This is a genomic window from Erythrobacter sp., from assembly GCF_024305245.1.
GTDB lineage: Bacteria > Pseudomonadota > Alphaproteobacteria > Sphingomonadales > Sphingomonadaceae > Erythrobacter.
Genome location: NZ_JAMWYX010000003.1, coordinates 349154 through 375065, shown reverse-complemented (window position 1 = coordinate 375065; position 25912 = coordinate 349154). Strand labels below are relative to the sequence as shown.

The window sequence follows — 25912 nt, the reverse complement described above, 5'->3', positions numbered from 1 at the left end:
TTCTCCCGCTATGTTGTCTTTTCCGAAACTATCGGAAAACCACATACGGGCATACCCGTGGCCGCCTGAACCTTAACCCCCAATGGCGAGGAAGCGTTCCTCACGCACGGCGATCAGTTGTTCGCCCGTCTTGGCCGAAAGCCCGTCAAGCTCTTCGGTCAGCGCGTCTCCAAGCATCCGTGCCGCTGCCACCGCATCGCGCTGCGCCCCGCCGAGCGGCTCCTTGACGATCCGGTCGATCACATTGTCGCGCTTGAGATGCTGGGCAGTGACCTTCATCGCCTGCGCCGCATCTGCAGCCTTTTCGGACGTGCGCCACAGGATCGAAGCACAGCCTTCGGGCGAGATCACCGAATAAACCGCGTGCTCCATCATCAGCACCCGGTTGGCCGAGGCGAGCGCCACCGCGCCGCCCGATCCGCCCTCACCGACGATCGCCGCAATCATCGGAACCGGCAGCGCAAGGCAGGCTTCGGTCGAACGGGCGATCGCTTCGGCCTGCCCGCGCTCCTCCGCCTCGATCCCCGGAAACGCGCCCGAGGTGTCCACCAGCGTCACCACCGGCAGACCGAACCGGCCCGCCAGTTCCATCAGCCGGATCGCCTTGCGATAACCTTCGGGCTTGCCCATCCCGAAATTATGCTTGATCCGGCTTTGGGTGTCGTTGCCCTTTTCGTGCCCGATCAGCATCACGCGCCGACCATTGAGGCGCGCGAATCCGCCCATGATCGCCAGATCGTCGCCATACAGCCGGTCCCCGCCCAGCGGCATGAAATCGCTGAACGCATGCGCGACATAGTCGCGGAAATGCGGCCGCTGCGGATGGCGGGCGACCTGGGTCTTCTGCCACGGGGTCAGCGAGGCATAGGTGCTGGCGAGCAGTTCGGTGCTCTTGGCTTCGAGCCGGGCGATCTCTTGCGCGACATCGACATCGTGCAGTGCATTCACGTTGCGCAACTGCGCGATGCGTTCTTCGAGCTGGGCGACCGGCTTCTCGAAATCGAGATAGGATATCATCGCGCGGCGCTAGTCCGATGTTGCCCGGGTTGCAAGTGCAGGCTGGGCAAGCGGGTGGCGCGAATTCACTAGCGCGACCAGCCTTGCAGGCTCGACATGGGTATAGATCTGCGTGGTGGCGATGTCGGCATGGCCAAGCAGGGTCTGTAACACGCGCAGGTCCGCGCCGCCTTCCAGCAGGTGAGTGGCAAAGGCATGGCGCAGCACGTGGGGGCTGACCCCGGCCGGATCGAGCCCGGCGCGCGCGGCCAGCGCCTTCAGCAGTTGGAACAGGCGCACACGGGTCAGATGCGTTCCGCCGCGCGAAGGGAACAGGTGGCGCGATGTCGGCAGGCTTGGCCGCACCGCCAGCCAGCGCGTCAGCGCCTCCAGCGCGCGGCTTCCCACCGGCACCAGACGGCTCGTGCCGCCTTTGCCGGTGACGGTCAGGAACGGCGCGTCGCGCGGCACGGCATGCAGCGGCAGCGCCACCAGCTCGCTCGCGCGCAAGCCCGAACCGTAGAGCAGTTCGATCAGCGCCAGTTGTCGCACCGCCTTGGGTTCCTCAACCGCGGCCTCCAGTTCGGCGCGGGCGAACAGCGCGGCGACGGCATCGTGCCCCAGCACCTTGGGCAACGGGCGCCGGGTGCGCGGAGAGGGCAGCGCGCCTGACGGATCGTCCTGCCTCCAGCCCTCGTCGACGGCAAAGCCGAAGAACTGCCGCAGCGCCGAAGCCTTGCGCGCGACGCTGGACGGGGCAAGCGCGGCCCATTCCTGCGCCAGACTTGCCACGGCATTGCGCGGCGCGCCGGCCAAATCGCCGATCGTCTCCTCCGCTCCGGCCAAATCGCGGCGGTAAGCGGCCAGCGTGTTGATTGCGGCACCGCGCTCTGCGGCGAGCATGGCGAGAAAAGCCTCGGTCGCTGCCGACACCGCGCCGCGCCTCAGCCGCGCGCGACCGCCTCGGCGGCGATCATCCGGGCCTCGGCCGCCAAACCGACGCGGCGTAGCGCAGAGGTTACGTGGTAGAGATGCAGCGGAGTCATCGCTTCCCAGCTCGACCCCTGCATCCCCAATCCGGCCAGCAGCGCGACCAGCGCCGGGTTGTTCACCTCGGCAGCGCGCGCAATGGCTCTTGTCCAGCGCGTCTGGCGCGAAAGGTCGGTTCCGACACGGTCTGCCAGCGCGTCGGCCTCGCCGGACGACAGCTTGCCCAGCCCGGCCAGCCCGGCAACCAGAAACGCCGATTTGCGCGCGCCTGCGCTGTCATCATCACCGATGAAACTGTCGACCGCGCCTGTCCCGACATCGTCGCCGCCCGGCGCAGACAGCGCAATCAGAGCCCAGCCGAGCGAGCCGTCATCCACCACCCCGCGCCATGCCTGCGCGTCGCGATCGAGCCCGGCGGTCAGCATCGCCGCGATCAGTGCACCCGCTGCATCGGCATGCGCCGCGTCGGCCGGAATGCGCGCTGCGGCATAGGCCGTCAGCACCCGCGCGGCATAACCATCGCCGCCGCCGATCTCCGTGCCCGCATCCCACAACCGCTGCATCGCGGCGATCCGCGCAGCAGGATCAGTGGCGAGATAGGCTTCGCGTAAGGCGGCGGCGTGGGCCGCGGCCTCTCCCTCGGCAGCCTGATCGGCATAGATAGCGCTGTAGAAATCGATCAACGCCTGGGAAGAGAGGATTCCCTCACGCGCGGCGCGTCCGGCAAAGGGCACGCGCTCGGCCACAGGCAGCATCGGCAGCAACGCGCCGCTGCGGGCGTAATAGGCTCCGTCGCGCGCATCGAGCACCGCTTGCAGCAACGGCTCCGGCACCGGTTCGCCGAGCGCGTTGGCCAAGCCGAACCGCCAGGGGTTGAGCTCCTCCACCCCGTCCCACTCGATCTCGACGGCACGCTGACCACGCCCCGCCGCACCGGCAAACCGACGCGCCAGCAGCACGTCGATCCGCGGCGCGGTGCCGCGGAACAGCGCCCGGTCAAGCTGCGAAGCGGCGAGCGCGCTTTCTCCGGCATAGGCGTTGCAGATTGCCTGCAGCATCTGCCATTCGCCATCCTCGCGCGCCGAACCCTGCAGGCGCACCGCCGGGCATGCCCCGGTGATGTCGCCGACGCCGATATAGGCGCTCAGCGCTTCAGCGGTCAGTTCGCCCGACCAGTTGGCGGCATCGATATCCTGCACCACCGCACGCGATACGGCATATTCGCCCAGCCGGTTGAGCAGGCCCACGCGCAGCGCGGCAAATTCGACCGGCTCCATCCCCTGCGGTGCCGCCATGCGGCTGGCCAGCGCGCGCCGCAGCAGGATATGCCCCCAGCGCGAAACCATCGGCCCCTTGTTGCCCGCCAGCGCGGCGCGCACGAGCGGCGCGGGCTGATTGACCAGCGCACGCGGGGGCAATCCGCCTTCGTCAACCGCCAGCACGCCGACGCGGGTCAGCGCCCGGCGCGCACCGGGAGGAATATCGAACTTGGGCTTGAGGCCGAGCAGCTGGTCGAGCTCCTCGGTCGACATGCTCTCCAGCTCTTCGAGGGTGGGCAGGCGAGACAATTCGTCACGCGTGATCGACGGCAGTGGCGGAAGATCGACCGGCGCGGCGGCACCGGACGACGGCAGGCTTTCGCCGGTTGCTGCGCCCGCATCATCAGGCGCGGGGCGGACAATCGGCGGCGGCCCGGACGTCGGCGCAGGCGCGGGTCTCGCGGTGGGGGTCGGCGTCGGTGCCGGATCGTCGAAACCTGGCGGCAGGATCGATTCGGGCTGGCCCTGCGCTGTTGCCACGCCCGCCAGCCCGGCCCCGCCAATCGCTCCGGCAATCCCCAGCGCCAGCGCGCTGGCAACCAATGCCCGGTGCGAAGCCACGCGCTTCATCGCGGCGCTCCGGACAATTCGACAGGTTCGGCAATCGGGCGCAGCGGCTTTTCCCCACCATCGAAATACGCCAGCCCGGCCGCGGCGGCGACAATTAACAGGACGATCACCGCCCCCCGCAACCGCACACGCGTGCGCAGCGACGGCTCCCGCGCGAGAACCTGCCGTGACGCTGACAAAGAGGAAAGGGACGGACGGGAAATGTTTGCCATATTGCACGCGCTCTAGCCCATCTATAGGCCGTGCGGCAATGTCCGCTGAGCCTGCATCAACCGATCACAACGCCGCCGCGATCACGGCCATCGCCGCGCGGATTACCCGTCCTGTGGTGCTGGTCGGATTGATGGGCGTGGGCAAGTCTACTGTCGGCAGGAAAATCGCCCGGATGCTCGCACGCGATTTCGTCGATGCGGACGATGCCATCGCCGAAGCCGCGCATCTCAGCATTCCGGAAATCTTCGCCCAGTTCGGCGAACCCTACTTCCGCGATGGCGAGCGCCGGGTCATCGCCCGCCTGATTGAGGAAGGTCACGGCATTATCGCCACCGGCGGCGGTGCCTTCATCGACCCGTCGACCAGATCGCTGATCCTGGAAAAGGGCATCGCCGTCTGGATCGACTGCGATGTCGATACGCTGGTGGAGCGCACCGCACGGCGCAACACCCGCCCGCTGCTGCAGGGCGGCGATCCGCACGAAATCCTCACCCGGCTGGCTGCCGAACGCGCGCCGTTCTACAGGCAAGCTCCCATTCGCGTGGTTAGCGAGAACGGCCCGCACGCCGATACCGCCCGCGCCATCATCAAGGCGATCGATCAATGGCTGTAATCCCCGTCGCGCTGGCCGGGCGCGGGTATGATGTGGTGATCGAAGAAGGATTGCTGGGGGGGCTGGGAACCGCTGCCGCGCCGTTTCTTGCGGGCTATGCGGGTAGCCGCAAGGTGCCGTTCGTCGCCGATGCCAACACGCACCGGCTGTATCACGCGGTGGTGGACACCAGCCTTGCAGCGCAGGGATTTGCCGCAGAATGGTTCGTGGTCGAACCGGGCGAGAACGCCAAAAGCTGGGCGTCGCTGGCACGGCTGACCGATTGGCTGCTGGCGCTGGGCGTCACGCGTTCGGACCACGTGTTTGCGCTGGGCGGCGGAGTGGTGGGCGATCTCGTCGGCTTTGCCTGCGCGATCACCAAGCGCGGCTGCGGCTTCGTGCAAATCCCGACGACACTGCTGGCACAGGTCGATTCCTCGGTTGGCGGCAAGACCGCGATCAACACCGCAGCGGGCAAAAACCTGATCGGCGCGTTTCATCAGCCATCGCTGGTGCTGATCGACCCCAAGGTGCTGGGCACCCTGCCCGACCGCGAGATGCGCGCAGGCTATGCCGAGGTGCTGAAGTACGGGTTGCTCGGCGATGCCGCGTTCTTCGGCTGGCTGGAAGCGAACGGCGCTGCGGTGCTGGCGCGCGAATCCGCAGCGCTGGAACATGCCATCGCCACCAGCATCGCGATGAAAGCCCGGATCGTCGCCGAGGACGAGCGCGAGACGCAGGATCGCCGCGCGCTGCTCAATCTGGGGCATACCTTCGGCCATGCGCTGGAGGCGGAGACAGGCTTTTCCGACCGGCTGTTGCACGGCGAGGCAGTGGCGCTGGGGATGGCATTGGCCGCACACTATTCCGCGCGGCGGGGGGAGATTTCCGCCGATGATGCCGAACACGCAGCACGGGCAATCGCGGCGGCGGGGCTGCCCGCGGACCTGCCTGCGCTCGGTCTCACTTGCGACGGTGCGCGGCTGGTGGAGCATATGCGCCACGACAAGAAAAAGGAGGGTAACACCCTGCCCTTCTTGCTGCTGCGCGGATTGGGCGAGGCGTATATGGCGCGCAATGTCGATCTTCGCGATGTTGCCGTATTTCTCGACCACGAGTTGGGGCGTCGCTGATCAGCCTGCCGGACGGCCCTGCAGTTTCGCAATATTATCAGTCAATTGACTGGCATTGGCCAGCAGTATCTCGGCTTCCATCATGGCATCGTGTTCAGCAAATAATTGCTCGATTTCCGCCCGGCGCTCGAGAATCTTGGAGGCAATGCCTGGAGCGAGGCTCTCCCCCTCGCCGACTTGTCCCAGCAGGCTCGCCAAATCGCTGACCGTCGCATCGCGGGCGTTTTTGAAGAAATTACCCTTGCGATCGAAATATCCGGTTTTGCAAATCGCCATCGAAACAGACCTTTTCGCCAAGATTCATCCGAGCGCATTCGTTCGCGACTCGGCTTATGTCAGCGTCGGTCCAACTTATCCTGGGCGCCGAAATCAGGCGCTGACTTCGTATAAGATCGGGCAAATTCTTCCGGGAAGTTTGTAAGGAAATTACAGCGTCGGGCAATTCGCTGCTACTGCGGCTTTCGCAAGCCCCGCTACTTCGGTCCGTGCCGATCCGCCTTCGTCAAAACAGCCGCACCCCGTTCGGCACCGGGTGGTCAGGCGCCAACAGCACCACCTCGCCAGCGGCGTCGGCAAAGCCCAGCGTCAGCACTTCGGACATGGCCGGGCCGATCTGGCGCGGCGGGAAGTTGACTACGGCGGCGACCTGCCGCCCGATCAATTCGTCCGGCTGATAATTGGCCGCAATCTGGGCGCAGCTTTTCTTCTCGCCGATCACCGCGCCGAAGTTGATGCGGAGGCGGAAGCTCGGCTTGCGCGCTTCGGGAAATTCGTCTGCCGCCACGATGGTCCCGATGCGGATGTCGACCTTGAGGAAATCCTCGAAGGCGATCGGCTCGCCCGCAGGCGCATCGGGATCGTGGCGAAGGTGCATTATTCCAGTTCCAGGATCACCGCATCGACCGCAAGGCTCTCGCCCTCCGCAGCGTTGATCTTGGCGATCACGCCTTCCTTTTCGGCGCGCAGGATGTTTTCCATCTTCATCGCTTCGACCGTGGCGAGCGGTTGGCCGGGCTGCACTGTCTCACCTTCGGCGACGTGCAGTTTCACCAGCATTCCCGGCATCGGGCAAATCAGGAAGCGCGACAGATCGGGCGGCAGTTTTTCGATCATCAGTTGCTCGTGCCGCGCCAACCGCAGCGGCAGCACCAGCGCGGTGTGGGCCGCGCCGCGCGTCGTCACCTTCCACTGGTTGCCGATCCGCTCGACAATGAGGCCAAGGCGCACTTCCGCATCATCGCCCACCTTGCCGGTCGCGCTCGCCTGCACCATGCCGGGGAGCCAATCGCAGGTGCCGTCCACCCGCACGCCGTCCACCATCGCATGGCCATCGCCCAGAACGACCTCGAACCGATCGTCGCCGATCTTCACCAGCCATTCGCCAGTGACCGGCAGTGGCCCATCCAATTGGCCGGATATCTGCCGTGCGCGGGCCTGCCAGCTGAATTCATTGCCTGCACACACTGCCGCCAGAATGCGCCGGAAGTTCTCGGTTGTCGCCGCGCCGTGGAAGCCCTCGGGATATTCCTCGGCGATGAAGCCGGTAGTCAGTTCGCCCGAACGGAAGCGCGGGTGCTGCATGATCGCGCTGAGGAAATCGACATTGTGGCCGAGGCCCTTGATGCGGAAATTATCGAGCGCTTCGATCTGCAAATCCGCCGCTTCGTCGCGGGTCGGCGCCCAGGTAATCAGCTTGGCGATCATCGGGTCGTAGAAGCGCGACACCTCGCCGCCTTCGTAAACCCCGTCATCGACGCGCACCGAGCCGTTGCCGCGTGCGACACCGCGCCGCGCCTTGCCCGCGACGGTTTCGTCCTCGGTCCAGCCGGCCAGCGGCGGCGAATAATGCACCAACCGCCCGGTGCTGGGAAGGAACCCGCGATAGGGGTCTTCGGCATAGACGCGGTTTTCGATCGCCCAGCCATCGATGCCGATATCGTCCTGCGTCATGGCCAGCTTCTCGCCGTAAGCGACGCGGATCATCTGTTCGACCAGATCGATGCCGGTGATCGCTTCGGTGACGGGGTGTTCGACCTGAAGCCGAGTGTTCATTTCGAGGAAGTAGAAGCTCTCCCCCGTCGGGTCTGCGCCGCTGACGATCAGTTCGACCGTTCCGGCAGAATAATACCCCACCGCGCGCGCCAGAGCGACGCATTGCTCGCCCATCGCCTTGCGCATTTTTGGCGTGACGAACGGCGACGGCGCTTCTTCGACAACCTTCTGGTGGCGGCGCTGGATCGAGCATTCGCGCTCGTTCAGGTAGAGGATATTGCCGTGCTGATCGCCAAGAATCTGGATTTCGATGTGGCGCGGGTTGAGAATGAACTTCTCGATGAACACGCGATCATCGCCGAAGCTGCTCAGCCCTTCACGCTTCACCGCCTCGAAGCCTTCGCGGACGTCGGCTTCGGAATAGGCAAGGCGCATCCCCTTGCCGCCGCCGCCGGCTGAAGCCTTCATCATCACCGGATAGCCGATCTCATCCGAAATCCGCACCGCGTGCTCGGTATCGTCGATCTCGCCGACAAAGCCGGGGACGACATTCACCCCCGCCTGCATTGCGAGTTTCTTGGATTCGATCTTGTCGCCCATCGCGGCGATGGCATTCACCGGCGGGCCGATGAAGGCGATGTTTTCCTTGCCCAGCGCCTCGGCGAAAGACGTGCGTTCGGACAGAAAGCCGTAGCCGGGGTGGACGGCTTCGGCCCCGGTCTGCTTGCAGGCTGCGATGATCTTGTCCGCGATCAGATAAGACTCGGCGGCTGGCGACGGGCCAATATGCACCGCCTCGTCAGCCATCGCCACGAACGGCGCGCGCGCATCGGCATCGGAATAGACCGCGACGGTCTTGATCCCCATTTTGCGAGCGGTGGTAATGACCCGGCAGGCGATTTCGCCGCGGTTGGCAATCAGGATTTTCGAGAACAAGGCGGACAACCTCTCATGCTTTCGCGTTATCTTGTCACGGGGCTATGCCGAGGGATTGCGCGGCAAGCAAGCTAGCGGATTTGTGCTTTCAGGCAGCGTCTTCGATCAGTTCGCGCAGTTCATCGGTGCGCATCCGGGTGAGGCGAGCCTTGCAGGTCGATACCAGCAACGGTTCCAGACTGCCGCCGCGCGCGTAATATCCTTCAAGGCGGCAATGCGCGTCGCGGTAGCGCAGCCATGCGCGCTGGGCTTCGAGCAGGCTTTCGAAATAGCCCTCGCGGGTATCGTCACCGGCATATTCGACAAAGCTGGCGTCGCGGGCCTTCATCGCGGCGGCGGTTTCTTTCCACTGGGAGTTGAGGCGTTCATCGGCGACTTCGAAATCGCGTGCGGCGCACCAGTTCATTTCCTGCTGCACCTGCGGATCGTCGCAGTTCCAGCCGGGCACAGGGGGCTCAGCCGATTGCAGCAGCAGCGGGAGGATCAGCGAGGCGATCATGCGGCGTTCCTTTCAGCAAAACCGATTAGACTGTCAGCATAGGCGGGCGCACCCCTGCGGTCACCCTCGCCGCTGACAAGGGTTTGCACCGCCTTGCCCAGCATGGCGATATTGGCGGGGGAAAGGCTGCCGAGCGGTTCGACATAAATGCCGATGGTGAACAGGATCGCGCCCGTCTGCGGCAACCGCCGGAGTGTCTGGCGTTCGGAGCGAACGAACAGGGTCTCTCCGGCATTGTCGGGGGTGACATGGGCGAAGGCTTGCTGCGGCGGGCGGTCGGGCAGCCAGCGGCGATTGCCTGTGGCGGCGATGAACCAGTTGCAGCGGGCATAGATCGGGCCGGGGCGCAGGGTTTCCATGAAGCGATCGACCCCGTTGGCGAGTTGCTCCTCATACCCCGCAATCGGCGCGTGAAGCGCGCGCAATGGAAGGCCGATTTTCTCCGCCGGATGCCAGTCGGAAGGCCATGCGACGGCGGCACCGATCAGGCGGTAGACGCCCTCGCTCTCGGATTTCGTCAGCAAACACAGGTCTTCGTGAACGGTGAGCGCGGCTTCGGGAAGCGCGCCAGGCACGCCGAGCATCGCGGCCAACTCGCGGCCCGGAGCGTCCACCTCGGGCGTCAGCTGCACCGCTTGCGGCCATTCGGCAAACCCAGCCGCGCGCGCCGCTAGATCGGGCGCGGGATCGAGCCAGTGATGCTCCTCCAGCTTGACCAGCCCCATCCGAAGCTGCCCACCACCGCGCGCTTTGGGCAGCAGCGTGCCGACCGAGAAGCCGAGGGTCATGCCCCCACTCCGTCATCCCAGCGCAGGCTGAGGCCTTGGGCCGCATAGGACAGCACTTGCCACTTCAGGTCCCAGCATTCGCTGGGATGACGGAGGTTGAGCGTAATCACCCTCCCCGCCGATCGCATCTCAGCACCATACCGTATTCCTCCAACCAATCCGCCTCGGTCGGCAGCAGATATTGCAGCGCCTCAGGCATAAGGCCGTGCAAGGCGGTGGCGTGTCGCAGTTCGCTGCGGCGGTCGGAGAAGCAGTGGGGCTGGCCCTTGGGCAATGCGCCCAGCAGACGCTCCATGCCCGTCTCGGTCGCCCCGCCCTCGTCGGCGATGCTGAGGTAAAGCGGCGGGCGGACGGTAGTAGCCAAGGCGCGGCGGCTCAGCGCCTCGCTGTTCCATTGCAGGCTGGGTGAAATCGCCGCGTAGCCGGTGAACAGCGCGGGCGCTTCGGCCCATGTCTCGACCACGAAATGCCCCGCCGCGCTTTCGCCGACGAGGATCGCGGTGCCATCATGGCGATAGCGCGCTTCGACCATCGGCTTGACCGTATCCGCCAGCCACGCGCGGAACGCTGCGCTTTCGCCCGCTGAGGGATATTTCGCGCGCTCGGCAGCATCGCCGGTCTCGGGGAGCAATTCGCGCTGCCTGTCCTTCGTCTCGATCCCGACGATGATCGCATCCCGGCTGCGCCCCCACAGCGCCCCCCAACGCATCAGGCCCGCGCCCATCATCAGGTCCTGCTTCACCGCTCCGTCGAGCATATACACCACCGGCCAGCGCTGCTCCGGCTTTGCGGCGTAGTCGGGCGGGAGGATGATGTTGACCTGCCGCTCCGCCCCGACCGCTTCGAACGTCACCGTCTCGCCGATGGTCAGCGGTTGAGGCTCCGGGAGAGTTGCCGCTGCGAGCGCCGCTGCGGCGAGGAAGGCGAGGGCCATCGTGCTACTCCCGTGGACAGAATCACTCCGCCGCCACCGCCGTCTTGCAGGCCCGCGCCGGTTCCTCGCCCTTGAGCGCCGTCAGCCCCAGCTTGGCAAACAGCGCGCCGTCGCTGTCATCGCCCGCGTTGGGCGCAGTCAGCAGCTTGTCGCCGGTGAAGATCGAATTCGCGCCTGCGAGGAAGCACAAAGCTTGCGTTGCCTCGCTCATCGACTCACGCCCGGCCGACAGCCGCACCATCGAACGCGGCATGGTGATGCGGGCGACCGCGACCGTGCGGACGAACTCGATATCGTCGATCTTGGCGAGCGGGGTATCAGCCAGCATATTGCCCAGCACCGTCCCCTTGACCGGCACCAGCGCATTCACCGGCACGCTCTCGGGATGCTGCGGCAGGGTCGCGAGCGTGTGGATGAAGCCCACCCGGTCCTCGCGCGTCTCGCCCATGCCGACGATCCCGCCGCTGCACACGTTGATCCCCGCCTTGCGCACGTGATCGAGCGTATCCAATCGGCACTGGAAATCGCGGGTGGAGATGACGCGCTCGTAATATTCGGGCGAGCTGTCGATATTGTGGTTGTAGTAATCGAGACCTGCCTCGGCCAGCATTGCGGCCTGATGCGGTTCGAGCATCCCCAGCGTCATGCAGGTCTCCAGCCCCATGTCGCGCACACCCTTCACGATCTCCACGATCGCGGGCATATCGCGGTCCTTGGGATTGCGCCAAGCGGCGCCCATGCAGAACCTTTGCGAGCCTTGATCCTTGGCCTGCGCCGCGCGCTGGAGCACGGCCTGCACGTCCATCAGCTTGGTAGCCTCAACGCCGCTGTCGGCCTTCACCGACTGCGAGCAATAGCCGCAATCCTCCGGGCAACCGCCGGTCTTGATGCTGAGCAGGGTGCAGAGCTGGATTTGCGTAGGCGGGTGGTATTCGCGGTGGACGCTGGCGGCCTGATACAGCAGCTCGGTGAAGGGTAGGTCGAAAAGGCCTGCGATTTCGGCGCGGCTCCAGTCGGTACGGGGGTGTGTCAAAATCACGTTCCAAAATTTGCAAAGTGGTCAAACCCCACACCCGAAGAGATATCTACAGATGGTGAAGAGAAAACCGCCTCGACTTCATTCGATCCAAATACGTAGCCGTTGGCCAAGCCGGTGCCCAGAATACCCTCTCTCAAGAACTCTTCAGCAATTTTTCGACCATTTTCTCGTCCAAAAACAAGGATGAAGGATGAACACACCAAGTCGTTCAAATAGTTTTCATCGACTTTCTGCCCAAGGCAAGTGATGATCCCGTGTGCCACACCAACCAAATATCCGCGACACCCCTTTGACACGAAACGCTTCTCGATAGGGACTGCTTCCAGCTCGTAACCCATCAAGAGAACCTGCTTCCCTACAAAGAAGAGCAAAGCTCTAGCAACGCGGTCTTCATACGGATAACTGCCATCTACAAAGTCCGAAGGCGAAATGCCTTTGATGTGCTCAAGCGCCGCGGCTTCCTGAACAACCGGCTTTTTTAAGAAGATGTTTCGCAGGAACCCGAACATCGTTACTCCGCTGCCTCGTCCAGCCCCTCACCCAGCGGCGGCATATTGTGGCCGAGCAGCACGAGAATATCGGCCGCGCACTCCACCACGTTGCTCCCGGGGCCGTAAATCCCCTGCACACCTGCCTCACGCAGGTAGTCGTAGTCCTGCGGGGGGATCACGCCGCCTGCGGTGACCTTGATATCGCCGCGTCCCGCTTCGCGCAGCAAGCGGATCAGTTCGGGGATCAGGGTCTTGTGACCTGCCGCCAGCGAAGACGCGCCGACCACGTCGACATCATGTTCAAGCGCCATGGCGACGGATTCCTCGGGCGTCTGGAACAGCGGGCCGGAGACGACCTCGAAGCCCATGTCACCGAAGGCGCTGGCGATCACATTCGCGCCGCGGTCATGGCCGTCCTGGCCCATCTTGGCGACCATGATGCGGGGCTTGCGGCCCAGGCGGCGGCCCACGGCCTCCACGCCGTCCGTCACCTGCGCCCAGCGGCGGTCGAATTCATAGGCGCTCTTGTAAACGCCAGAGACCGGCGCAGGCGTGGCATCGTGGCGGCCGAAAACTTCTTCCATAGCCGAGGAAATCTCGCCCAAAGTCGCGTCATGGCGCGCGGCCTCCACAGCGAGGGCCAGCACGTTTTCGCCCGCAGCGCAGCCAGCCGTCAACGCCGCCAACGCCGCGCGGCACGCCGCCTCGTCACGGCCCGCACGCACCTTGGCGAGGCGCGCAATCTGGCCGGTGCGAACCTTCTGGTTATCGATATCCAGCGTATCCATCGGGTCTTCGCTGTCTTTGCGGTACTTGTTGACCCCGACGATCACGGTCTCGCCCTTGTCGATACCGGTCTGCTTTTCCGCCGCAGCGCGCTCGATCGCGGCCTTGGGCGCGCCGGTGGCGACATAGGCGGTCATGCCGCCCGCCGCGTCCACCTCGGCCATCATCGCCTCGGCCTGGGCCACCAGCGTCGCCGTCAAAGCCTCGATGTAGTGCGAGCCGCCGAGCGGATCGACCACGTTGCAGATGCCGCTTTCCTCTTGCAGCACCAGTTGGGTGTTGCGCGCGATGCGGGCGGAGAAATCGGTGGGGAGCGCAATGGCTTCATCCAGCGCATTGGTGTGGAGCGACTGCGTGCCGCCCAGCACCGCCGCCATCGCCTCCACCGTGGTGCGGATGACGTTGTTGTAGGGGTCTTGTTCCTGCAAGCTGACGCCGCTGGTCTGGCAGTGGGTGCGCAGCATCTTGGAGCGTTCGTCTTTCGCGCCGAGATCGTCCATCACCTTGTACCACAGCGTGCGCGCGGCGCGCAGCTTGGCGATCTCCATGAAGAAGTTCATGCCGATGCCGAAGAAGAAGCTCAAACGCCCTGCAAAAGCGTCGATATCCAGTCCGGCCGCCATCGCGCGGCTGGCATATTCCTTGCCGTCGGCAATGGTGAAGGCGAGTTCCTGCACCGCCGTCGCCCCGGCCTCGTGCATGTGGTAGCCTGAGATCGAAATGCTGTTGAATTTCGGCATGTTGGCCGAGGTATATGCGATGATGTCCGAGATGACCCGCATCGAAGGTTCGGGCGGGTAGATATAGGTGTTGCGGACCATGAACTCCTTGAGGATGTCGTTCTGGATCGTGCCTTCGAGCTTGTCCTGCGACACACCCTGACGTTCGGCGGCGACGATGAAGAACGACAGCACCGGGATCACCGCGCCGTTCATCGTCATGCTGACGCTCATGGCGTCGAGCGGGATCTGGTCGAACAGGATCTGCATATCCGCAACCGTATCGATCGCCACGCCCGCCTTGCCGACATCGCCGACCACACGCGGGTGGTCGGAATCGTAGCCACGGTGGGTCGCAAGGTCGAAGGCGACCGAGAGGCCCTTTTGCCCCATCGCGAGGTTGCGGCGGTAGAAGGCGTTCGATTCCTCGGCAGTTGAAAAGCCCGCATATTGCCGGATCGTCCACGGACGGCCTGCATACATCGATGCTTTCACCCCGCGCGTGAAGGGTGCGAAGCCGGGCAGGCCGGGGTCGAAATCCGCGTGGTCTTCCTCGGTATAGAGCGGCTTAACCGCAATACCTTCGGGCGTGTGCCAGGTCAGGTCGCGGCCCTTCACTTCCTTGTCGGCGAGGGCTTTCCAGTCGGCGGTGGTGGGTTTTTGGGTCATTGCTAAGCTATATCCGTTCGGGCTGAGCCTGTCGAAGCCCTGCCCTTCTATTTGAACCATGCACCCGAAGAAAAGCAGCCCTTCGATCCTTCGACAAGCTCAGGACTTCAGGGCAAACGGGCGGGGTTGTATCGGGAGCTTACGCCCCCTTGAATTCAGCTTTCCGCTTCTGGAGGAAAGCCATGCCGCCCTCCATCGCGTCCTTGCTCGCGCCTGCGATGCGTTGCCCTTCGGCCTCGGCGAGGAGCACCTGCGGGAGCGAGCCGTCCAGCGCGGTTGCGATATTGCGCTTCATCGTGGCGTAGGCCAGCGTCGGCCCGTTCGCCAGCTTGGTCGCCAGCGCGCGCGCTTCATCCATCAGGTCGGCATCAACGACGCATTTGTAGATCAGGCCCCATTCTTCCGCCTGTTCGCCGGAGATCTTCTCGCCCAGCATCATCATCCGCGTGGCGCGCGCGCGACCGATCGCGCGGGCGAGCAGCCAGGTCGATCCGCCATCGGGCACAAGGCCGATATTGACGAAGGCTTGCAGGAAATAGGCGCTCTTCGAGGCGATGGTGAAATCCGCCGCCAGCGCGAGGGAGCAGCCGACACCAGCCGCAGGGCCGTTGACCGCGCAGATCACCGGCACCTCGGCCCGCATGATCTGGCTGATCGCGGGATTGTAGTGATTGCTGAGCGCCTTGTGACTGCCGCCCTTCCCCGTCACCGCGCTCGATTCGCCGCGTGCGGAAAGGTCCGCGCCCGAACAGAACCCCTTGCCCTCGCCCGTGATCAGCACCGCGCGCGCATCGCCCAGATCGTAGAACGCCAGCCCGATTTCGTCCGCCATCTGCGGGGCCATGGCGTTGAGCCGCTCGGGCCGGTTGAGCGTGATGGTCAGCAGCGGGCCGTCGCGTTCGGCGCGGATGGTTTCGTAGGACATTTTCTTCTCTCTCTTTTCGTCATCCCGGCGCAGGCCGGGACCCGGTTCGCCGCTCGCCGCTTCTGGGCCCCGGCCTGCGCCGGGGTGACGGGTTTATCAATCAGACCAATGGGTGCCGTCCTTCGGCGTCTCCATGATTTCCGTGAGCATGCCGCCCATATCCTTGGGATGGACGAAAAAGATAGGGGTGCCATGCGCGCCAATCCGCGTGGGGCCGAGGATGCGCTTGCCGAGTTCTTCGAACGCGGTGCGGGCTTCGGCAATATCGGGCACCTCGAAACACAGATGATGCTGCCCGCCGAGCGGGTTCTTTGCGAGGAAGCCCGCGAGCGTGGAGTTTTCCCCCAGCGGCTCGATCAGCTCGATCTGGGTGCCGTTCATCGCCCCGTCCGCACCGGGGGTGTCGACGAAGCAGACCTTCACGCCCTGCTCCTCAAGATCGAACGGCGTGTGGATCTTCGTCGCGCCCATCACGTCGCGGTAGAACGCGATGGAAACCGCGATGGAGGGCGTGGCGACCCCGATGTGGTTGAGACGGCCGAGTTTCATAGAATTCCCTCTCTCATTCGTCATTGCGAGGCGACGCAGTCGCCGTGGCAATCCGGAGCGGTTTGCAATGACGGTCGTAGGCTCAATGTGCAATATCCTCGAACAGGTCACGCCAAGTCGGGTTCTCCGATTCAATCAAGGACAACTTTGCTTTGCGGTTGCCCGCCTTGATCTGCTTCTCCCGCATGATCGCGCTTTCCATCGTATCGTGCCGCTCGAACCAGACCAGCAATTTGCAATCGTATTGCTTGGTGAATCCTTCGGCCAAGCCTTCGCGATGTTGCCATGCCCGCTTTGCCAGATCGGAGGTAATACCGACGTAGATCGTCCCGTTCCGCATACTGGCCATCATGTAGACCGCCGGTAGCTTCGTCATTGCGAGCCGCCAAAGGCGGCGCGGCAATCCAGAGCGTCACGCAAACCGCTCTGGATTGCTTCGCTACGCTCGCAATGACGAAAGAAGATCATTGCGGAACCTCACAGCGGAATATTGTCATGCTTCTTCCAAGGGTTCTCCAACTGCTTTGTCCGCAGCTTCCTTAGCCCCAACGCAATCCGCCGCCGCGTCGAATGCGGATGGATCACCTCGTCGATATACCCTCGGCTAGCCGCCACGAAGGGGTTGGCGAAGCGGTCTTCGTATTCCTTGGTCTTTTCGGCGATCTTTTCGGGGTTGTCGCGGTCCTGGCGGAAGATGATCTCCACCGCGCCCTTTGCGCCCATCACCGCGATTTCCGCCGTGGGCCAGGCGTAGTTCAAATCGCCGCGCAGGTGCTTTGATGCCATCACGTCGTAGGCCCCGCCGTAAGCCTTGCGGGTAATCACAGTGATCTTGGGCACGGTCGCCTCGGCATAGGCGAACAGCAGTTTCGCGCCGTGCTTGATGATCCCGCCCAGTTCCTGCGCGGTGCCGGGGAGGAAGCCGGGGACGTCGACGAAGGTGATGATCGGGATTTCAAACGCATCGCAGAAGCGCACGAAGCGCGCGGCTTTCTTCGAGGAATTGATGTCAAGCACGCCCGCCAGCACCATCGGCTGGTTCGCTACCACGCCCACGGTGCGTCCTTCCACGCGGCCGAAACCGCACAAGATGTTGCCTGCATGGGCCGGTTGAATTTCGAAGAAATCCCCTTCGTCCAGCACCTTGGCGATGACTTCGTGCATGTCATAGGGCTGGTTGGCGTTATCGGGGATCAGCGTGTCGAGGCTGTCCTCCAGCCGGTCCCACGGATCATTAGTGGGAAGATCGGGCACGCCCTCGCGGTTCGACAGGGGCAGGAAGTCGAAGAAACGGCGGGTCGCCAGCAGCGCATCGATGTCGTTTTCATAGGCCAAGTCGGCAACGCTGGTCTTGGTGGTGTGGGTGATCGCCCCGCCCAGCTCTTCCTGCGTCACGACCTCGTTGGTGACGGTCTTCACCACCTCCGGTCCGGTGACGAACATGTAGCTGGAATCCTTCACCATGAAGATAAAGTCGGTCATGGCAGGCGAGTACACCGCCCCGCCCGCGCACGGGCCCATGATAAGACTGATCTGCGGCACCACGCCGCTCGCCAGAACATTGCGCTGGAACACCTCGGCATAGCCGCCAAGGCTGGCCACACCTTCCTGAATCCGCGCACCGCCCGAATCGTTCAATCCGATCACCGGCGCGCCGACCTTCAGCGCGGTGTCCATCACCTTGCAGATTTTCTCGGCATGGCGTTTGGACAGACTGCCGCCAAACACGGTGAAATCCTGCGAGAACACGTAAACCAGCCGCCCGTTGATGGTGCCACTGCCGGTCACCACCCCATCGCCGGGGATCTTCTGCGTCTCCATCCCGAAATCGGTGCAGTCATGTTCGACATAGGTGTCCAGCTCCTCGAAGCTGCCTTCGTCGAGCAGCACGTCGAGCCGTTCGCGCGCTGTCAGCTTGCCCTTGGCGTGCTGGGCTTCGATGCGCTTGGCCCCGCCGCCCATCCGGGCAGCTTCGCGGCGGCGTTCCATTTCGGCGATATTGGCGGACACGAGGGATGCTCTCCTGATTGCTTTGCCAAGGTCGTTGCCTTAGCCGGTGCGAAGCGTCAACGTGGCAAAAGTGACGGGCGGCGAGGGAGCGCAGGCGATGCAGCAATCCGATGTGCTGGTGATCGGCGGCGGAATCGCGGGGCTATCGCTGGCCGCACGGCTTGCGCGCCATGGCAAAGTCACCGTGCTGGAGGGCGAAAGCGCGCCCGGATACCACGCATCTGGCCGCAGCGTCGCCTTCGCGCATTTCGGGCTGGGCGAACGGATCGTGCGTGCGATGACTGCATTGAGCCTGCCCGATCTGGCGGCTGCACCCTTCGGCGTGCGCCATCCGGCGCTGCACATCGCCAACACCGCGCAGATGGACGCGCTCGATGAGCTGGAGGCGGTGCACCGGCAGTACGGATGCGATTATTCGCGCATTTCTCCGGAGGAAGCCCGCGCGCTGCTGCCGGTGTTGAAGGCGGGGCCTGAGCATTGCCACGCCGCGCTGGTCGACCACGGATCGCTGAAGCTGGATACCGACGCGATGTTGCAGGCCAATCTGGCCGCTTTGCGCAGCGCTGGCGGGGTACTGGTAAGCGGCGCGCGGGTCAGCGCGATTGTGCGGGATGGTTCCGACTGGCGGGTCGAGGCAGGCGGCGCGGCCTACGCTGCACCGATCATCGTCAACGCCGCCGGAGCATGGGCGGATCACATCGCACGGATGGCGGGCGCCCGGCCCATTGGCCTCCAACCGCGGCGCCGCACCGTGATTTCCTTCGCCGCGCCGGAGGGCGAGGACGTGCGGGGCTGGCCCTTCACCAAGACGGTGGGCGAAGGCTTCTACCTGCTGCCTGAGGGGCGCGGCCAATTGCTTGCTTCGTCGATGGATCAGACGCCGAGCGATCCCTGCGATGCGGCGGCCGAGGAACTCGATATCGCCATCGCGGCTGACCGGGTAAGCCAAGCGACCACCCTGCCGATCCGCCGAATCAGCCATTCATGGGCGGGCCTCAGAAGCTTTGCGCCGGACGAATTGCCGGTGATCGGCCACGCGGCGGGCGCGCCCGGCTTTGTGTGGTGTGCCGGACAAGGCGGCTATGGCTTCCAGACCACGCCCGCGCTGTCGCGGATTGCGGAAAGCGCGGTTCTGGGCCTGCCCTTCCCCGAGGATTGCACCGCGGCGGGGCTGGCGGCGGAGATGTTCTCGCCTGCGCGCCTTGGCGCCTAGAACCGCAGCGTGATCCGCCGCGCCAACGATGGCGCGATCGATTCGAGGATCCGCAGTGTCCGGGTCATGCCGATATTGGCCTCGTACCGCCCATGCTCGATGGCGGCGATGATCTGGCGCGCGCATTCATCCGCCGACATTTTCTTCATCGGGTTGCCCGCGTTCATCTGGGTATCGACCACCGGCGGCAGCGCTTCGATCACGCGGACGGATGTGTCCTTCAGCTGTTCGCGCAGGGCCAGGGTGTAGAACCGCAAGCCAGCCTTGGTGGCGCAATAGACCGGTTGACGCGCCGCGGGGGCAATGGCGAGCCCGCTGGTGATGTTGACGATTGCTGCAAGCGGACTGTCACGCAGGCGCGGGACGAGTGCGGTTATCAGCCGGATCGGCGCTGACAGGTTTGCATAGATGCCTTCATCCGCCGCATCGGCATCGGGCGCGCCTTTTCGGAAGTCGTGATCGACCAGCTGGCCGGCATTGTTGATGAGGATATCGATGCTGCGATCCCCCAACGTGGCAACCAGCGCATCGACTCCTTCTGCGTTCGACAGGTCGGCGGAAAGCACCTCGAACCCCTCGACGCGCATCGCATCGAGCCGGGCGGGATCGCGGCCCGTCAGGACGACGCTCGCGCCTTTAGCCTTCAGCTGGCGCGCGATTTCGCGTCCGATGCCTGCGCTGCCGCCGGTCAGCAGCACCACCTTGCCATTCACGTCCATCGCCGTTCCCCCGTTGCGCGTGCTGCCCGTTATTTGAACAGCACCAGTTCTTCCGCCATCGTCGGGTGGATCGCAACCGTCGCGTCGAAATCGGCCTTGGTCAGGCCCGCCTTTACCGCGACGGCGGCGGCCTGCATGATCTCTGGCGCTTCGGGGCCGATCATGTGGATGCCGACGATCCGGTCATTCGCCGCATCGACGATCATCTTGTAAAGGCTGCGTTCGTTGCGGCCCGCCACGACGTTTTTCATCGGGCGGAAATCGGCCTGATAGACCCTGACGCTGCCCAGCAGATTGCGCGCTTCGCCTTCGGTCATGCCGACCGCGGCGATGGGCGGGTGGCTGAACACCGCGCTGGGCACGCAGGAATGATCGACGGCGTAGGGTTCGACGTCGCCGAATACCGAATCCGCGAATGCCTGGCCTTCGCGGATGGCCACCGGCGTAAGCTGCACCCGATCGGTCACGTCGCCCACGGCATAGATGTAATCGACATTGGTGCGGCTGAATGTGTCGACCACGATCTCGCCGCGCTTGCCGCATTCGACGCCGACAGTTTCCAGCCCCAGACCTTCGATGTTGGGGACGCGCCCGGTGGCGACCATCACCACGTCGAATTCGCGTTCTTCCTGTCCGGTGAGCTTGACCCTGAAGGTGCCGTCGTCCTGTTCTTCGACGTATTCGAATTCGGCCATGAAGCAGAACTCGATCCCCTTCGTCAGGCTGATCTGCAGCAGCCGGTCGCGCACGCTTTCGTCATAGCCGCGCAGGATCGTGTCGGAGCGGTTGGCGATCGTCACCTTGCTACCGAATTCGTTGAAGATGCCGGCGAATTCATTGGCGATATAGCCGCCGCCCACGATCAGCATCCGGCGCGGGATCGTGTCGAGATGGAACGCCTCATTCGAGGTGATGACATGCTCGCTGCCACGGAAATCGGGGACGTGCGGACGCGCGCCGGTGGCGATCAGGATATACTTGGCGGTCACGACCTTGCCGCTCGCCAGCGTGACTTCGTGGTAGCCGGTAATGGTTGCGCGTTCATCGAACACGGTGACATCGTGGTTGCTCAGCGTCTGGCCATACAGCCCTTCGAGCCGGGTCACATCGTTCTGTACATGATCGCGCAGGCGCGCCCAATCGAAGCTTTTACCTTCGATCTTCCAGCCGAAATGTTCGGCGTCGACCAGATCCTCGGCGAAGTGCGCGCCATAGACGAGCATCTTCTTGGGCACGCAGCCGCGGATCACGCAGGTGCCGCCGACGCGGTATTCCTCTGCCACGGCCACCCGCGCGCCGTGCGCGGCGGCGACCCGGCTGGCGCGAACGCCGCCCGAACCTGCGCCGATGGTGAAGAGATCGTAGTCGTATTGGTCGGCCATGCGCTGCTCCTCCGGTCGGTGAAGCGCGCTATGGCCGATGGCACCGCCAATGCCAACCGCAAGGCGCGCCTCTCATGCCAGAGAGTTCGCCTTGCGCCAGCACCGGGTTACATATCAGACGCTCGCGGAGCGCGGACGACCGCCGCCGCTGCCACCGGGACGACCGCGACCACGGCCACCGCCGCCGTTACCACCGCCCGAAGGACGGCCACCGCCGCCGCCGGGACGGCCCTGACCGCCCGAACCATTCGCCTGCTGCGGCTTGCGATCACCCTGCGGGCGACGATCGCCTTCGGGACGACGTTCACCCTGCGGACGCCGATCGCCATCAGCGCGGCGCTCGCCTTGCGGCTTGCGATCGCCCTGCGGACGCTGGCCTTGCGGACGCTGGCCGAGCGGGCGGGGATTGACGCGCTTCATCGGAACGCGGGCGGCAGGCTTGGTCGGGCCTTCGCCTTCGACCACGGCGCGGAAATTGTCCGGCAGCGGCAGACGCTCCAGCTCTGCGCCGGTGACCTTGCGGATATCCTTCAGATATGCGCGTTCGTCCTCGGCACAGAAAGCGATGGCGATGCCGCCCTTGCCCGCACGCGCAGTCCGCCCGATGCGGTGAACATATTGTTCCGGCACATTGGGCAGCTCGTAGTTGATGACGTGGCTGACGCCGGGAATGTCGATCCCGCGCGCGGCCACATCGGTCGCGATCAGCACCGGCACGCGGCCCTTGCGGAAATCGTCGAGCGCACGCTGGCGCTGCGGCTGCGACTTGTTGCCGTGGATCGCGTTGGATTCGATCCCGCCTTGGGCAAGCCGCTTCACGACCCGGTCCGCACCGTGCTTGGTGCGAGTGAAGATCAGCACGCGCTCCACCGTGCCGGGAACGGCATGACGGCCCTTGAGGACCATTTCGAGCAGGGACAGCTTCTCGTCCTGCTGCACCATGAACAGGTACTGGTCGATCCGCTCGGCAGTGGTGCTTTGCGGGGTGACCGAGACCTGCACCGGATTGTTGCAGAACCCGCTGACCAGTTCCTTGATCGCCTTGGGCATGGTCGCGCTGAAGAACAGCGTCTGGCGTTCTTTCGGCGCCAGTTCCTTGATCTTGCGCAGTGCGTGGATGAAGCCGAGGTCGAGCATCTGGTCGGCCTCGTCGAGAACCAGCACTTCGATGCCGTTGAGGTTCAGCGCCTTCTGGTCGATCAGGTCGAGCAGGCGGCCGGGCGTTGCGACAAGAATGTCGGTGCCGCGGTGCAGCTTGTTACGATCCTTGCCCACAGAGGTGCCGCCGACAATGCATTGCACCTTCAGGCCGGCGAGCGCGCCATAATCCTTGGCGCTGTCGGCGATCTGCACTGCGAGTTCGCGGGTCGGGGCCAGCACCAGCATACGGCAGGATTTGAACGGGATCTGCTTGTCGGCTTCGCGCAGCCGGTCGATGCTGGGGAGCATGAAGGCAGCGGTCTTGCCGGTGCCGGTCTGCGCGATACCGAGCAGGTCGCGGCCCTTGAGAACAGCCGGGATGGCCTGTTCCTGGATCGGGGTGGGAACGGTGTAGCCCTTCATATCGAGGGCCTGGAGCACGGGCTGCGACAGCCCGAGGTCAGCAAAAGTAGTCATGTCTAAGAAACTCGCAAATATTCTGCGACGCGCGCTAGCCTGTCCCAAACGGATCTTGTCCATTGGCAGGCACGCACGGCGCGGGGGTTGAAACCGCCCGCGTGAAAAGGGAAGTCTTGAAGGTAGAACCGAAGTGCGGCCGGGGCGGATGCTTTCAGAATTCCGCCGCTTCACGCATGGCTAGCGCGCTTCGATGGGGGCCAGATGGGCGCGATCGATCAAAATGTCAAAGGATTATCGATCCGGCCTGACAAACGACCAGATCATAACCTCGTTGCTGTAGACATCGCTGACCTTTTTGCCTTGCGCATCGCGCGCTGGACGAAACTTCATTGTCAGCTTCAGACGGTCGCACAATTCGGCAGGCGTAAAGGCGCTCCGGAACTCACGCGCGAATGTGCATTCGCTTACCTTTCCGTCCGCCCCGACAGTGACGGTGAAAGCGAGCATCTGGCGCGGGAGCCTGAGATAGTGGGCGTGCGTGACGAAGCGGCCGTAATCGAAGAAAGCGAGTTCGGCAGATCGCGAAGCGTCGGATCGGGAAACCTGCGAAGCGTTCTGGCCGACCTTGATGCCAGAAATTTCGGCGACGGAACTGGCGGCCAGTGGAGCGTTAATGGCGCATGCCGCGATCAGGATCCCCGACATTGCAGCGAGACGAAGCGAACCTTTTTGCATCAGATCGACCCTTTCACATTCAACTGCGAGAGAGCGACAAGTTACGATATTTACTCGATAAGATCAATCCTTATCGCGCAATTCCACTAGGTTAAGCCGCCCCTCATAGCTGCCGTCCACCGCCGCGCCGGTCGCATCGCGGGCCGGTTCGAAGGTGTGATGCTTGATCAATACATCGCACAGCCGGGCGTTGACGTAGTTCATCCGGAACTTGTCGGCGAGCTCGCAGTCCGTCGGTGTTCCCGCCGCGTCGACAGCCAGCGTATAGCCGACTTCGGTGCGCCAAACCCGGAGCCGCTGCGAGGTCTTGACGAATTCACGGTCGCCGGTGAATTCGATCAGCTGTGCAGGCTGCGCCTGGGCTGCCGCCATGCCATCGTCAGTGGCATCGTCTGCAAGAACAGGTGCCGCGACCGCCGCGAGCGCGAAAGTAAGAACCGGGTAGAATGCGAATTTCATCATGGGACCTTGCTGAAACGACAGGGCGAGAGGCCTGCCTGCCAATCTGCGAGGATACGCAATCGGCCCGGCCGTGCAAGACCGGGCGCCACTGGTTAGCAGGCGCGCATGTGCTTTACGGCAGTGTCAGGCCAGACCGGCTGCAGCCATCAGCGCGCGGGTCGAGGGGTCGAAGTCTCCCTCACCCGAATCGATCTGGTTGGCGATAGCCTTGCCCAATTCCACGCCGAACTGGTCGAACGGGTTGATCCCCATCAACACCGCGTTCGCAAACGTGCGGTGTTCGTGGAACGCGATCAGCGCGCCGAACGCGGCCGCATCGCAATCATCGACGAGGATAGTGGTCGAAGGCCGGTCGCCAGAATAAGCGCGCGCCGGATCGTCCGACGGCTTGCCCGCCATCAGCGCCGCGCCTTGCGCAAGGCAGTTCATCAACAGCGTACGGTGATGCGCGGGGTCGAGCGTATCGCCCGGCGCAATGCTGGCGATGAAGTCCACCGGCACCAGATGCGTGCCCTGATGCAGCAGCTGGAACACTGCGTGCTGCGCATCGGTGCCCACCCCGCCCCATGTGATCGGCGCGGTTGGCCCGTCGACGGTAGCGCCGTCTATCGTGACGCTCTTGCCGTTGGATTCCATTTCGAGCTGCTGAAGATAGTCGGGCAACAGCGCCAGCCGCTCGTCATAAGCGAAGACCGCGCGGGTCTGGCAGCCTTTCAGCCGGGTGTAGAACTGATCGGCAAAGGCGGCGAGCAGCGGGGCATTGGCCCTGCCCTCGTTCTGACGGAAGTGATCGTCCACCGCCTTCGCGCCTGCCAGCATGGCGCGGAATTCGTCCATCCCGATGGCCAGCGCCACCGGAAAGCCGATCGAGGAGAACAGCGAATACCGCCCGCCGACGCTTTCGGGGAACGGCAGCACGCGGGTTTCATCGACGCCCCATTCCACAGCCTTTTCGGGCGAAGCGGTGAGCGCGACCACCCGCCCGCCGGGATCGGACACGCCGCTATCCGCCAGCCATTTCAGCGCGCTGGTCGCGTTGGTCATGGTTTCGATGGTGGTGAAGGTCTTGGAGGCGACCGCGATCAGCGTGGTTGCCGGATCGCAGGCATCAAACGCCTGCTCCAGCGCCAACCCGTCGATATTCGACACCACATGCACATCGACCATCGCCAGATCGCGCGCCAGCGCGTCCACCGCCAGCGCCGGGCCGAGCGCCGATCCGCCGATCCCGATAGCGATGCAATGCCGCACCTCGCCCAGCGCGCCTTCGTGGATCGCTTCGACCAGCATTCCCATGCGGGCGAGCAGCGCATCGGCTTCCTCCACCTGCGCCGGGGTGCCGCTGCCGCGCAGCGCGCCGTGGGTGGCGGCGCGGCCCTCGGTCACGTTAATGATCCCACCATCGAACAACGCTTCGCGCGCAGCGGCAAAGCCTGCTGCTTCGGCGAGCTTCTCGAACGCGGTCAGCGCATCGGGGCCGAGATGGGTCTTGGAAAAATCGATTACCATGCCGGCTTGCAGCTCGCTATCGGGCGCGACCGGCCAGCCGATGCGGCGCGTCATCGCCTCCACCCGGCCCGGATCCTCGGCAAACAGCGCGGCGAGGCTGCGGTTCTCCAGCGCGCGCAGCGCCTGCCATGCCTTGCCTTGTTCGTCGCCCGATCCGATCATTACCGTTCCCCTTTGCGCAG

The 25912-nt window shown here is 64.3% G+C and carries 26 protein-coding genes; 3 read left to right on the top strand and 23 right to left on the bottom strand.

The features are described 5' to 3' along the window. Positions 1-72: 72 nt before the first annotated feature. The 4 genes from Q0L48_RS06630 to Q0L48_RS06615 are packed head-to-tail and all read right to left on the bottom strand — an operon-like array spanning position 73 to position 4087. Positions 73-1017 carry an acetyl-CoA carboxylase carboxyltransferase subunit alpha gene (locus Q0L48_RS06630; protein WP_296718693.1) on the bottom strand — a complete coding sequence of 315 codons (945 nt, stop codon included), beginning with the start codon at positions 1015-1017 and terminating at the stop codon, positions 73-75. Positions 1018-1026: 9 nt separating this feature from the next. Next, a complete protein-coding gene (locus Q0L48_RS06625) occupies positions 1027-1929 on the bottom strand; it encodes a tyrosine recombinase (RefSeq protein ID WP_296718691.1) in 903 nt (300 codons plus the stop codon). An 11-nt stretch (positions 1930-1940) separates the two neighbouring features. After that, on the bottom strand, positions 1941-3875 hold the full coding sequence (locus Q0L48_RS06620) for a hypothetical protein (RefSeq protein WP_296718689.1): 1935 nt from the start codon (positions 3873-3875) through the stop codon (positions 1941-1943). After that, positions 3872-4087: a hypothetical protein gene (locus Q0L48_RS06615; protein ID WP_296718687.1), complete on the bottom strand. Its 216-nt coding sequence runs from the start codon at positions 4085-4087 to the stop codon at positions 3872-3874. Before Q0L48_RS06615 ends, Q0L48_RS06620 begins: the two co-directional genes overlap by 4 nt. Positions 4088-4125: 38 nt before the next feature. On the opposite strand from Q0L48_RS06615, the gene Q0L48_RS06610 reads away from it, so the two are divergent. Together Q0L48_RS06610 and aroB are read left to right on the top strand one after the other, a co-directional pair. After that, positions 4126-4701: a shikimate kinase gene (locus tag Q0L48_RS06610; protein WP_296718686.1), complete on the top strand. Its 576-nt coding sequence runs from the start codon at positions 4126-4128 to the stop codon at positions 4699-4701. Continuing rightward, positions 4692-5813 carry a 3-dehydroquinate synthase gene (aroB, locus tag Q0L48_RS06605; RefSeq protein ID WP_296718683.1) on the top strand — a complete coding sequence of 374 codons (1122 nt, stop codon included), beginning with the start codon at positions 4692-4694 and terminating at the stop codon, positions 5811-5813. The genes Q0L48_RS06610 and aroB overlap by 10 nt, the downstream gene beginning before the upstream one ends. Here the strand turns inward: aroB and Q0L48_RS06600 are convergent, their stop codons facing one another. From Q0L48_RS06600 to Q0L48_RS06540, 13 genes are all read right to left on the bottom strand, one after another. Further along, positions 5814-6089 carry a hypothetical protein gene (locus Q0L48_RS06600; protein WP_296718681.1) on the bottom strand — a complete coding sequence of 92 codons (276 nt, stop codon included), beginning with the start codon at positions 6087-6089 and terminating at the stop codon, positions 5814-5816. 226 nt (positions 6090-6315) lie between these two features. Next, complete coding sequence (locus tag Q0L48_RS06595) at positions 6316-6687, bottom strand: tRNA-binding protein (RefSeq protein ID WP_296718676.1); 372 nt, start codon at positions 6685-6687, stop codon at positions 6316-6318. After that, on the bottom strand, positions 6687-8741 hold the full coding sequence (locus tag Q0L48_RS06590) for an acetyl/propionyl/methylcrotonyl-CoA carboxylase subunit alpha (protein ID WP_296718800.1): 2055 nt from the start codon (positions 8739-8741) through the stop codon (positions 6687-6689). The genes Q0L48_RS06595 and Q0L48_RS06590 overlap by 1 nt, the downstream gene beginning before the upstream one ends. A gap of 88 nt (positions 8742-8829) precedes the next feature. Beyond that, positions 8830-9240, bottom strand: coding sequence for a lysozyme inhibitor LprI family protein (locus tag Q0L48_RS06585; protein WP_296718674.1), 411 nt, complete (start codon positions 9238-9240; stop codon positions 8830-8832). Then, on the bottom strand, positions 9237-10028 hold the full coding sequence (locus tag Q0L48_RS06580; RefSeq protein ID WP_296718672.1) for a DUF3445 domain-containing protein: 792 nt from the start codon (positions 10026-10028) through the stop codon (positions 9237-9239). Before Q0L48_RS06580 ends, Q0L48_RS06585 begins: the two co-directional genes overlap by 4 nt. Positions 10029-10134: 106 nt before the next feature. After that, complete coding sequence (locus tag Q0L48_RS06575; protein WP_296718669.1) at positions 10135-10962, bottom strand: alpha/beta hydrolase-fold protein; 828 nt, start codon at positions 10960-10962, stop codon at positions 10135-10137. 22 nt (positions 10963-10984) lie between these two features. Next, positions 10985-11995, bottom strand: a complete 1011-nt coding sequence (bioB, locus tag Q0L48_RS06570; RefSeq protein ID WP_296718668.1) for a biotin synthase BioB — start codon at positions 11993-11995, stop codon at positions 10985-10987. Positions 11996-11997: 2 nt separating this feature from the next. Next, complete coding sequence (locus Q0L48_RS06565; RefSeq protein ID WP_296718666.1) at positions 11998-12510, bottom strand: hypothetical protein; 513 nt, start codon at positions 12508-12510, stop codon at positions 11998-12000. A gap of 2 nt (positions 12511-12512) precedes the next feature. After that, positions 12513-14666 (bottom strand): methylmalonyl-CoA mutase, encoded by a 2154-nt coding sequence (gene scpA / locus Q0L48_RS06560; RefSeq protein WP_296718664.1) that lies wholly within the window; start codon positions 14664-14666, stop codon positions 12513-12515. A gap of 139 nt (positions 14667-14805) precedes the next feature. Beyond that, positions 14806-15591, bottom strand: a complete 786-nt coding sequence (locus Q0L48_RS06555; RefSeq protein ID WP_296718662.1) for an enoyl-CoA hydratase-related protein — start codon at positions 15589-15591, stop codon at positions 14806-14808. 96 nt (positions 15592-15687) lie between these two features. Beyond that, positions 15688-16140 (bottom strand): methylmalonyl-CoA epimerase, encoded by a 453-nt coding sequence (mce, locus tag Q0L48_RS06550; RefSeq protein WP_296718661.1) that lies wholly within the window; start codon positions 16138-16140, stop codon positions 15688-15690. A gap of 82 nt (positions 16141-16222) precedes the next feature. Beyond that, positions 16223-16516: a GIY-YIG nuclease family protein gene (locus Q0L48_RS06545; RefSeq protein ID WP_296718658.1), complete on the bottom strand. Its 294-nt coding sequence runs from the start codon at positions 16514-16516 to the stop codon at positions 16223-16225. A 101-nt stretch (positions 16517-16617) separates the two neighbouring features. After that, complete coding sequence (locus Q0L48_RS06540; RefSeq protein ID WP_296718656.1) at positions 16618-18150, bottom strand: acyl-CoA carboxylase subunit beta; 1533 nt, start codon at positions 18148-18150, stop codon at positions 16618-16620. Positions 18151-18211: 61 nt separating this feature from the next. On the opposite strand from Q0L48_RS06540, the gene Q0L48_RS06535 reads away from it, so the two are divergent. Further along, the gene (locus Q0L48_RS06535) at positions 18212-19363 is read left to right on the top strand and encodes an FAD-binding oxidoreductase (protein ID WP_296718655.1); all 1152 of its coding nucleotides are present in this window, start codon (positions 18212-18214) and stop codon (positions 19361-19363) included. Here the strand turns inward: Q0L48_RS06535 and Q0L48_RS06530 are convergent. The 6 genes from Q0L48_RS06530 to pgi form a co-directional block, all read right to left on the bottom strand. Then, complete coding sequence (locus Q0L48_RS06530) at positions 19360-20082, bottom strand: SDR family oxidoreductase (protein ID WP_296718653.1); 723 nt, start codon at positions 20080-20082, stop codon at positions 19360-19362. The two genes, Q0L48_RS06535 and Q0L48_RS06530, sit on opposite strands and share 4 nt — an antisense overlap. A 29-nt stretch (positions 20083-20111) precedes the next feature. Beyond that, entirely contained in the window at positions 20112-21464 is a 1353-nt protein-coding gene (gorA, locus tag Q0L48_RS06525; RefSeq protein WP_296718652.1) for a glutathione-disulfide reductase, read from the bottom strand. Positions 21465-21578: 114 nt separating this feature from the next. Next, positions 21579-23081, bottom strand: a complete 1503-nt coding sequence (locus Q0L48_RS06520) for a DEAD/DEAH box helicase (protein ID WP_296718651.1) — start codon at positions 23079-23081, stop codon at positions 21579-21581. A 234-nt stretch (positions 23082-23315) separates the two neighbouring features. After that, entirely contained in the window at positions 23316-23759 is a 444-nt protein-coding gene (locus tag Q0L48_RS06515) for a hypothetical protein (RefSeq protein WP_296718649.1), read from the bottom strand. A gap of 63 nt (positions 23760-23822) precedes the next feature. Then, on the bottom strand, positions 23823-24221 hold the full coding sequence (locus tag Q0L48_RS06510) for a hypothetical protein (protein ID WP_296718647.1): 399 nt from the start codon (positions 24219-24221) through the stop codon (positions 23823-23825). Positions 24222-24344: 123 nt separating this feature from the next. Continuing rightward, positions 24345-25892: a glucose-6-phosphate isomerase gene (pgi, locus tag Q0L48_RS06505; RefSeq protein ID WP_296718645.1), complete on the bottom strand. Its 1548-nt coding sequence runs from the start codon at positions 25890-25892 to the stop codon at positions 24345-24347. Positions 25893-25912: the final 20 nt, after the last annotated feature.

Bases quoted from the DNA above. Each gene is read 5' to 3' on its own strand.
- Q0L48_RS06630 (WP_296718693.1), bottom strand. From the start codon at position 1,017: ATGATATCCTATCTCGATTTCGAGAAGCCGGTCGCCCAGCTCGAAGAA.
- Q0L48_RS06620 (WP_296718689.1), bottom strand. From the start codon at position 3,875: ATGAAGCGCGTGGCTTCGCACCGGGCATTGGTTGCCAGCGCGCTGGCG.
- Q0L48_RS06615 (WP_296718687.1), bottom strand. From the start codon at position 4,087: ATGGCAAACATTTCCCGTCCGTCCCTTTCCTCTTTGTCAGCGTCACGG.
- Q0L48_RS06610 (WP_296718686.1), top strand. From the start codon at position 4,126: ATGTCCGCTGAGCCTGCATCAACCGATCACAACGCCGCCGCGATCACG.
- aroB (WP_296718683.1), top strand. From the start codon at position 4,692: ATGGCTGTAATCCCCGTCGCGCTGGCCGGGCGCGGGTATGATGTGGTG.
- Q0L48_RS06600 (WP_296718681.1), bottom strand. From the start codon at position 6,089: ATGGCGATTTGCAAAACCGGATATTTCGATCGCAAGGGTAATTTCTTC.
- Q0L48_RS06595 (WP_296718676.1), bottom strand. From the start codon at position 6,687: ATGCACCTTCGCCACGATCCCGATGCGCCTGCGGGCGAGCCGATCGCC.
- Q0L48_RS06585 (WP_296718674.1), bottom strand. From the start codon at position 9,240: ATGATCGCCTCGCTGATCCTCCCGCTGCTGCTGCAATCGGCTGAGCCC.
- Q0L48_RS06580 (WP_296718672.1), bottom strand. From the start codon at position 10,028: ATGACCCTCGGCTTCTCGGTCGGCACGCTGCTGCCCAAAGCGCGCGGT.
- Q0L48_RS06575 (WP_296718669.1), bottom strand. From the start codon at position 10,962: ATGGCCCTCGCCTTCCTCGCCGCAGCGGCGCTCGCAGCGGCAACTCTC.
- Q0L48_RS06565 (WP_296718666.1), bottom strand. From the start codon at position 12,510: ATGTTCGGGTTCCTGCGAAACATCTTCTTAAAAAAGCCGGTTGTTCAG.
- scpA (WP_296718664.1), bottom strand. From the start codon at position 14,666: ATGACCCAAAAACCCACCACCGCCGACTGGAAAGCCCTCGCCGACAAG.
- Q0L48_RS06555 (WP_296718662.1), bottom strand. From the start codon at position 15,591: ATGTCCTACGAAACCATCCGCGCCGAACGCGACGGCCCGCTGCTGACC.
- mce (WP_296718661.1), bottom strand. From the start codon at position 16,140: ATGAAACTCGGCCGTCTCAACCACATCGGGGTCGCCACGCCCTCCATC.
- Q0L48_RS06545 (WP_296718658.1), bottom strand. From the start codon at position 16,516: ATGACGAAGCTACCGGCGGTCTACATGATGGCCAGTATGCGGAACGGG.
- Q0L48_RS06530 (WP_296718653.1), bottom strand. From the start codon at position 20,082: ATGGACGTGAATGGCAAGGTGGTGCTGCTGACCGGCGGCAGCGCAGGC.
- gorA (WP_296718652.1), bottom strand. From the start codon at position 21,464: ATGGCCGACCAATACGACTACGATCTCTTCACCATCGGCGCAGGTTCG.
- Q0L48_RS06520 (WP_296718651.1), bottom strand. From the start codon at position 23,081: ATGACTACTTTTGCTGACCTCGGGCTGTCGCAGCCCGTGCTCCAGGCC.
- Q0L48_RS06515 (WP_296718649.1), bottom strand. From the start codon at position 23,759: ATGCAAAAAGGTTCGCTTCGTCTCGCTGCAATGTCGGGGATCCTGATC.
- Q0L48_RS06510 (WP_296718647.1), bottom strand. From the start codon at position 24,221: ATGATGAAATTCGCATTCTACCCGGTTCTTACTTTCGCGCTCGCGGCG.
- pgi (WP_296718645.1), bottom strand. From the start codon at position 25,892: ATGATCGGATCGGGCGACGAACAAGGCAAGGCATGGCAGGCGCTGCGC.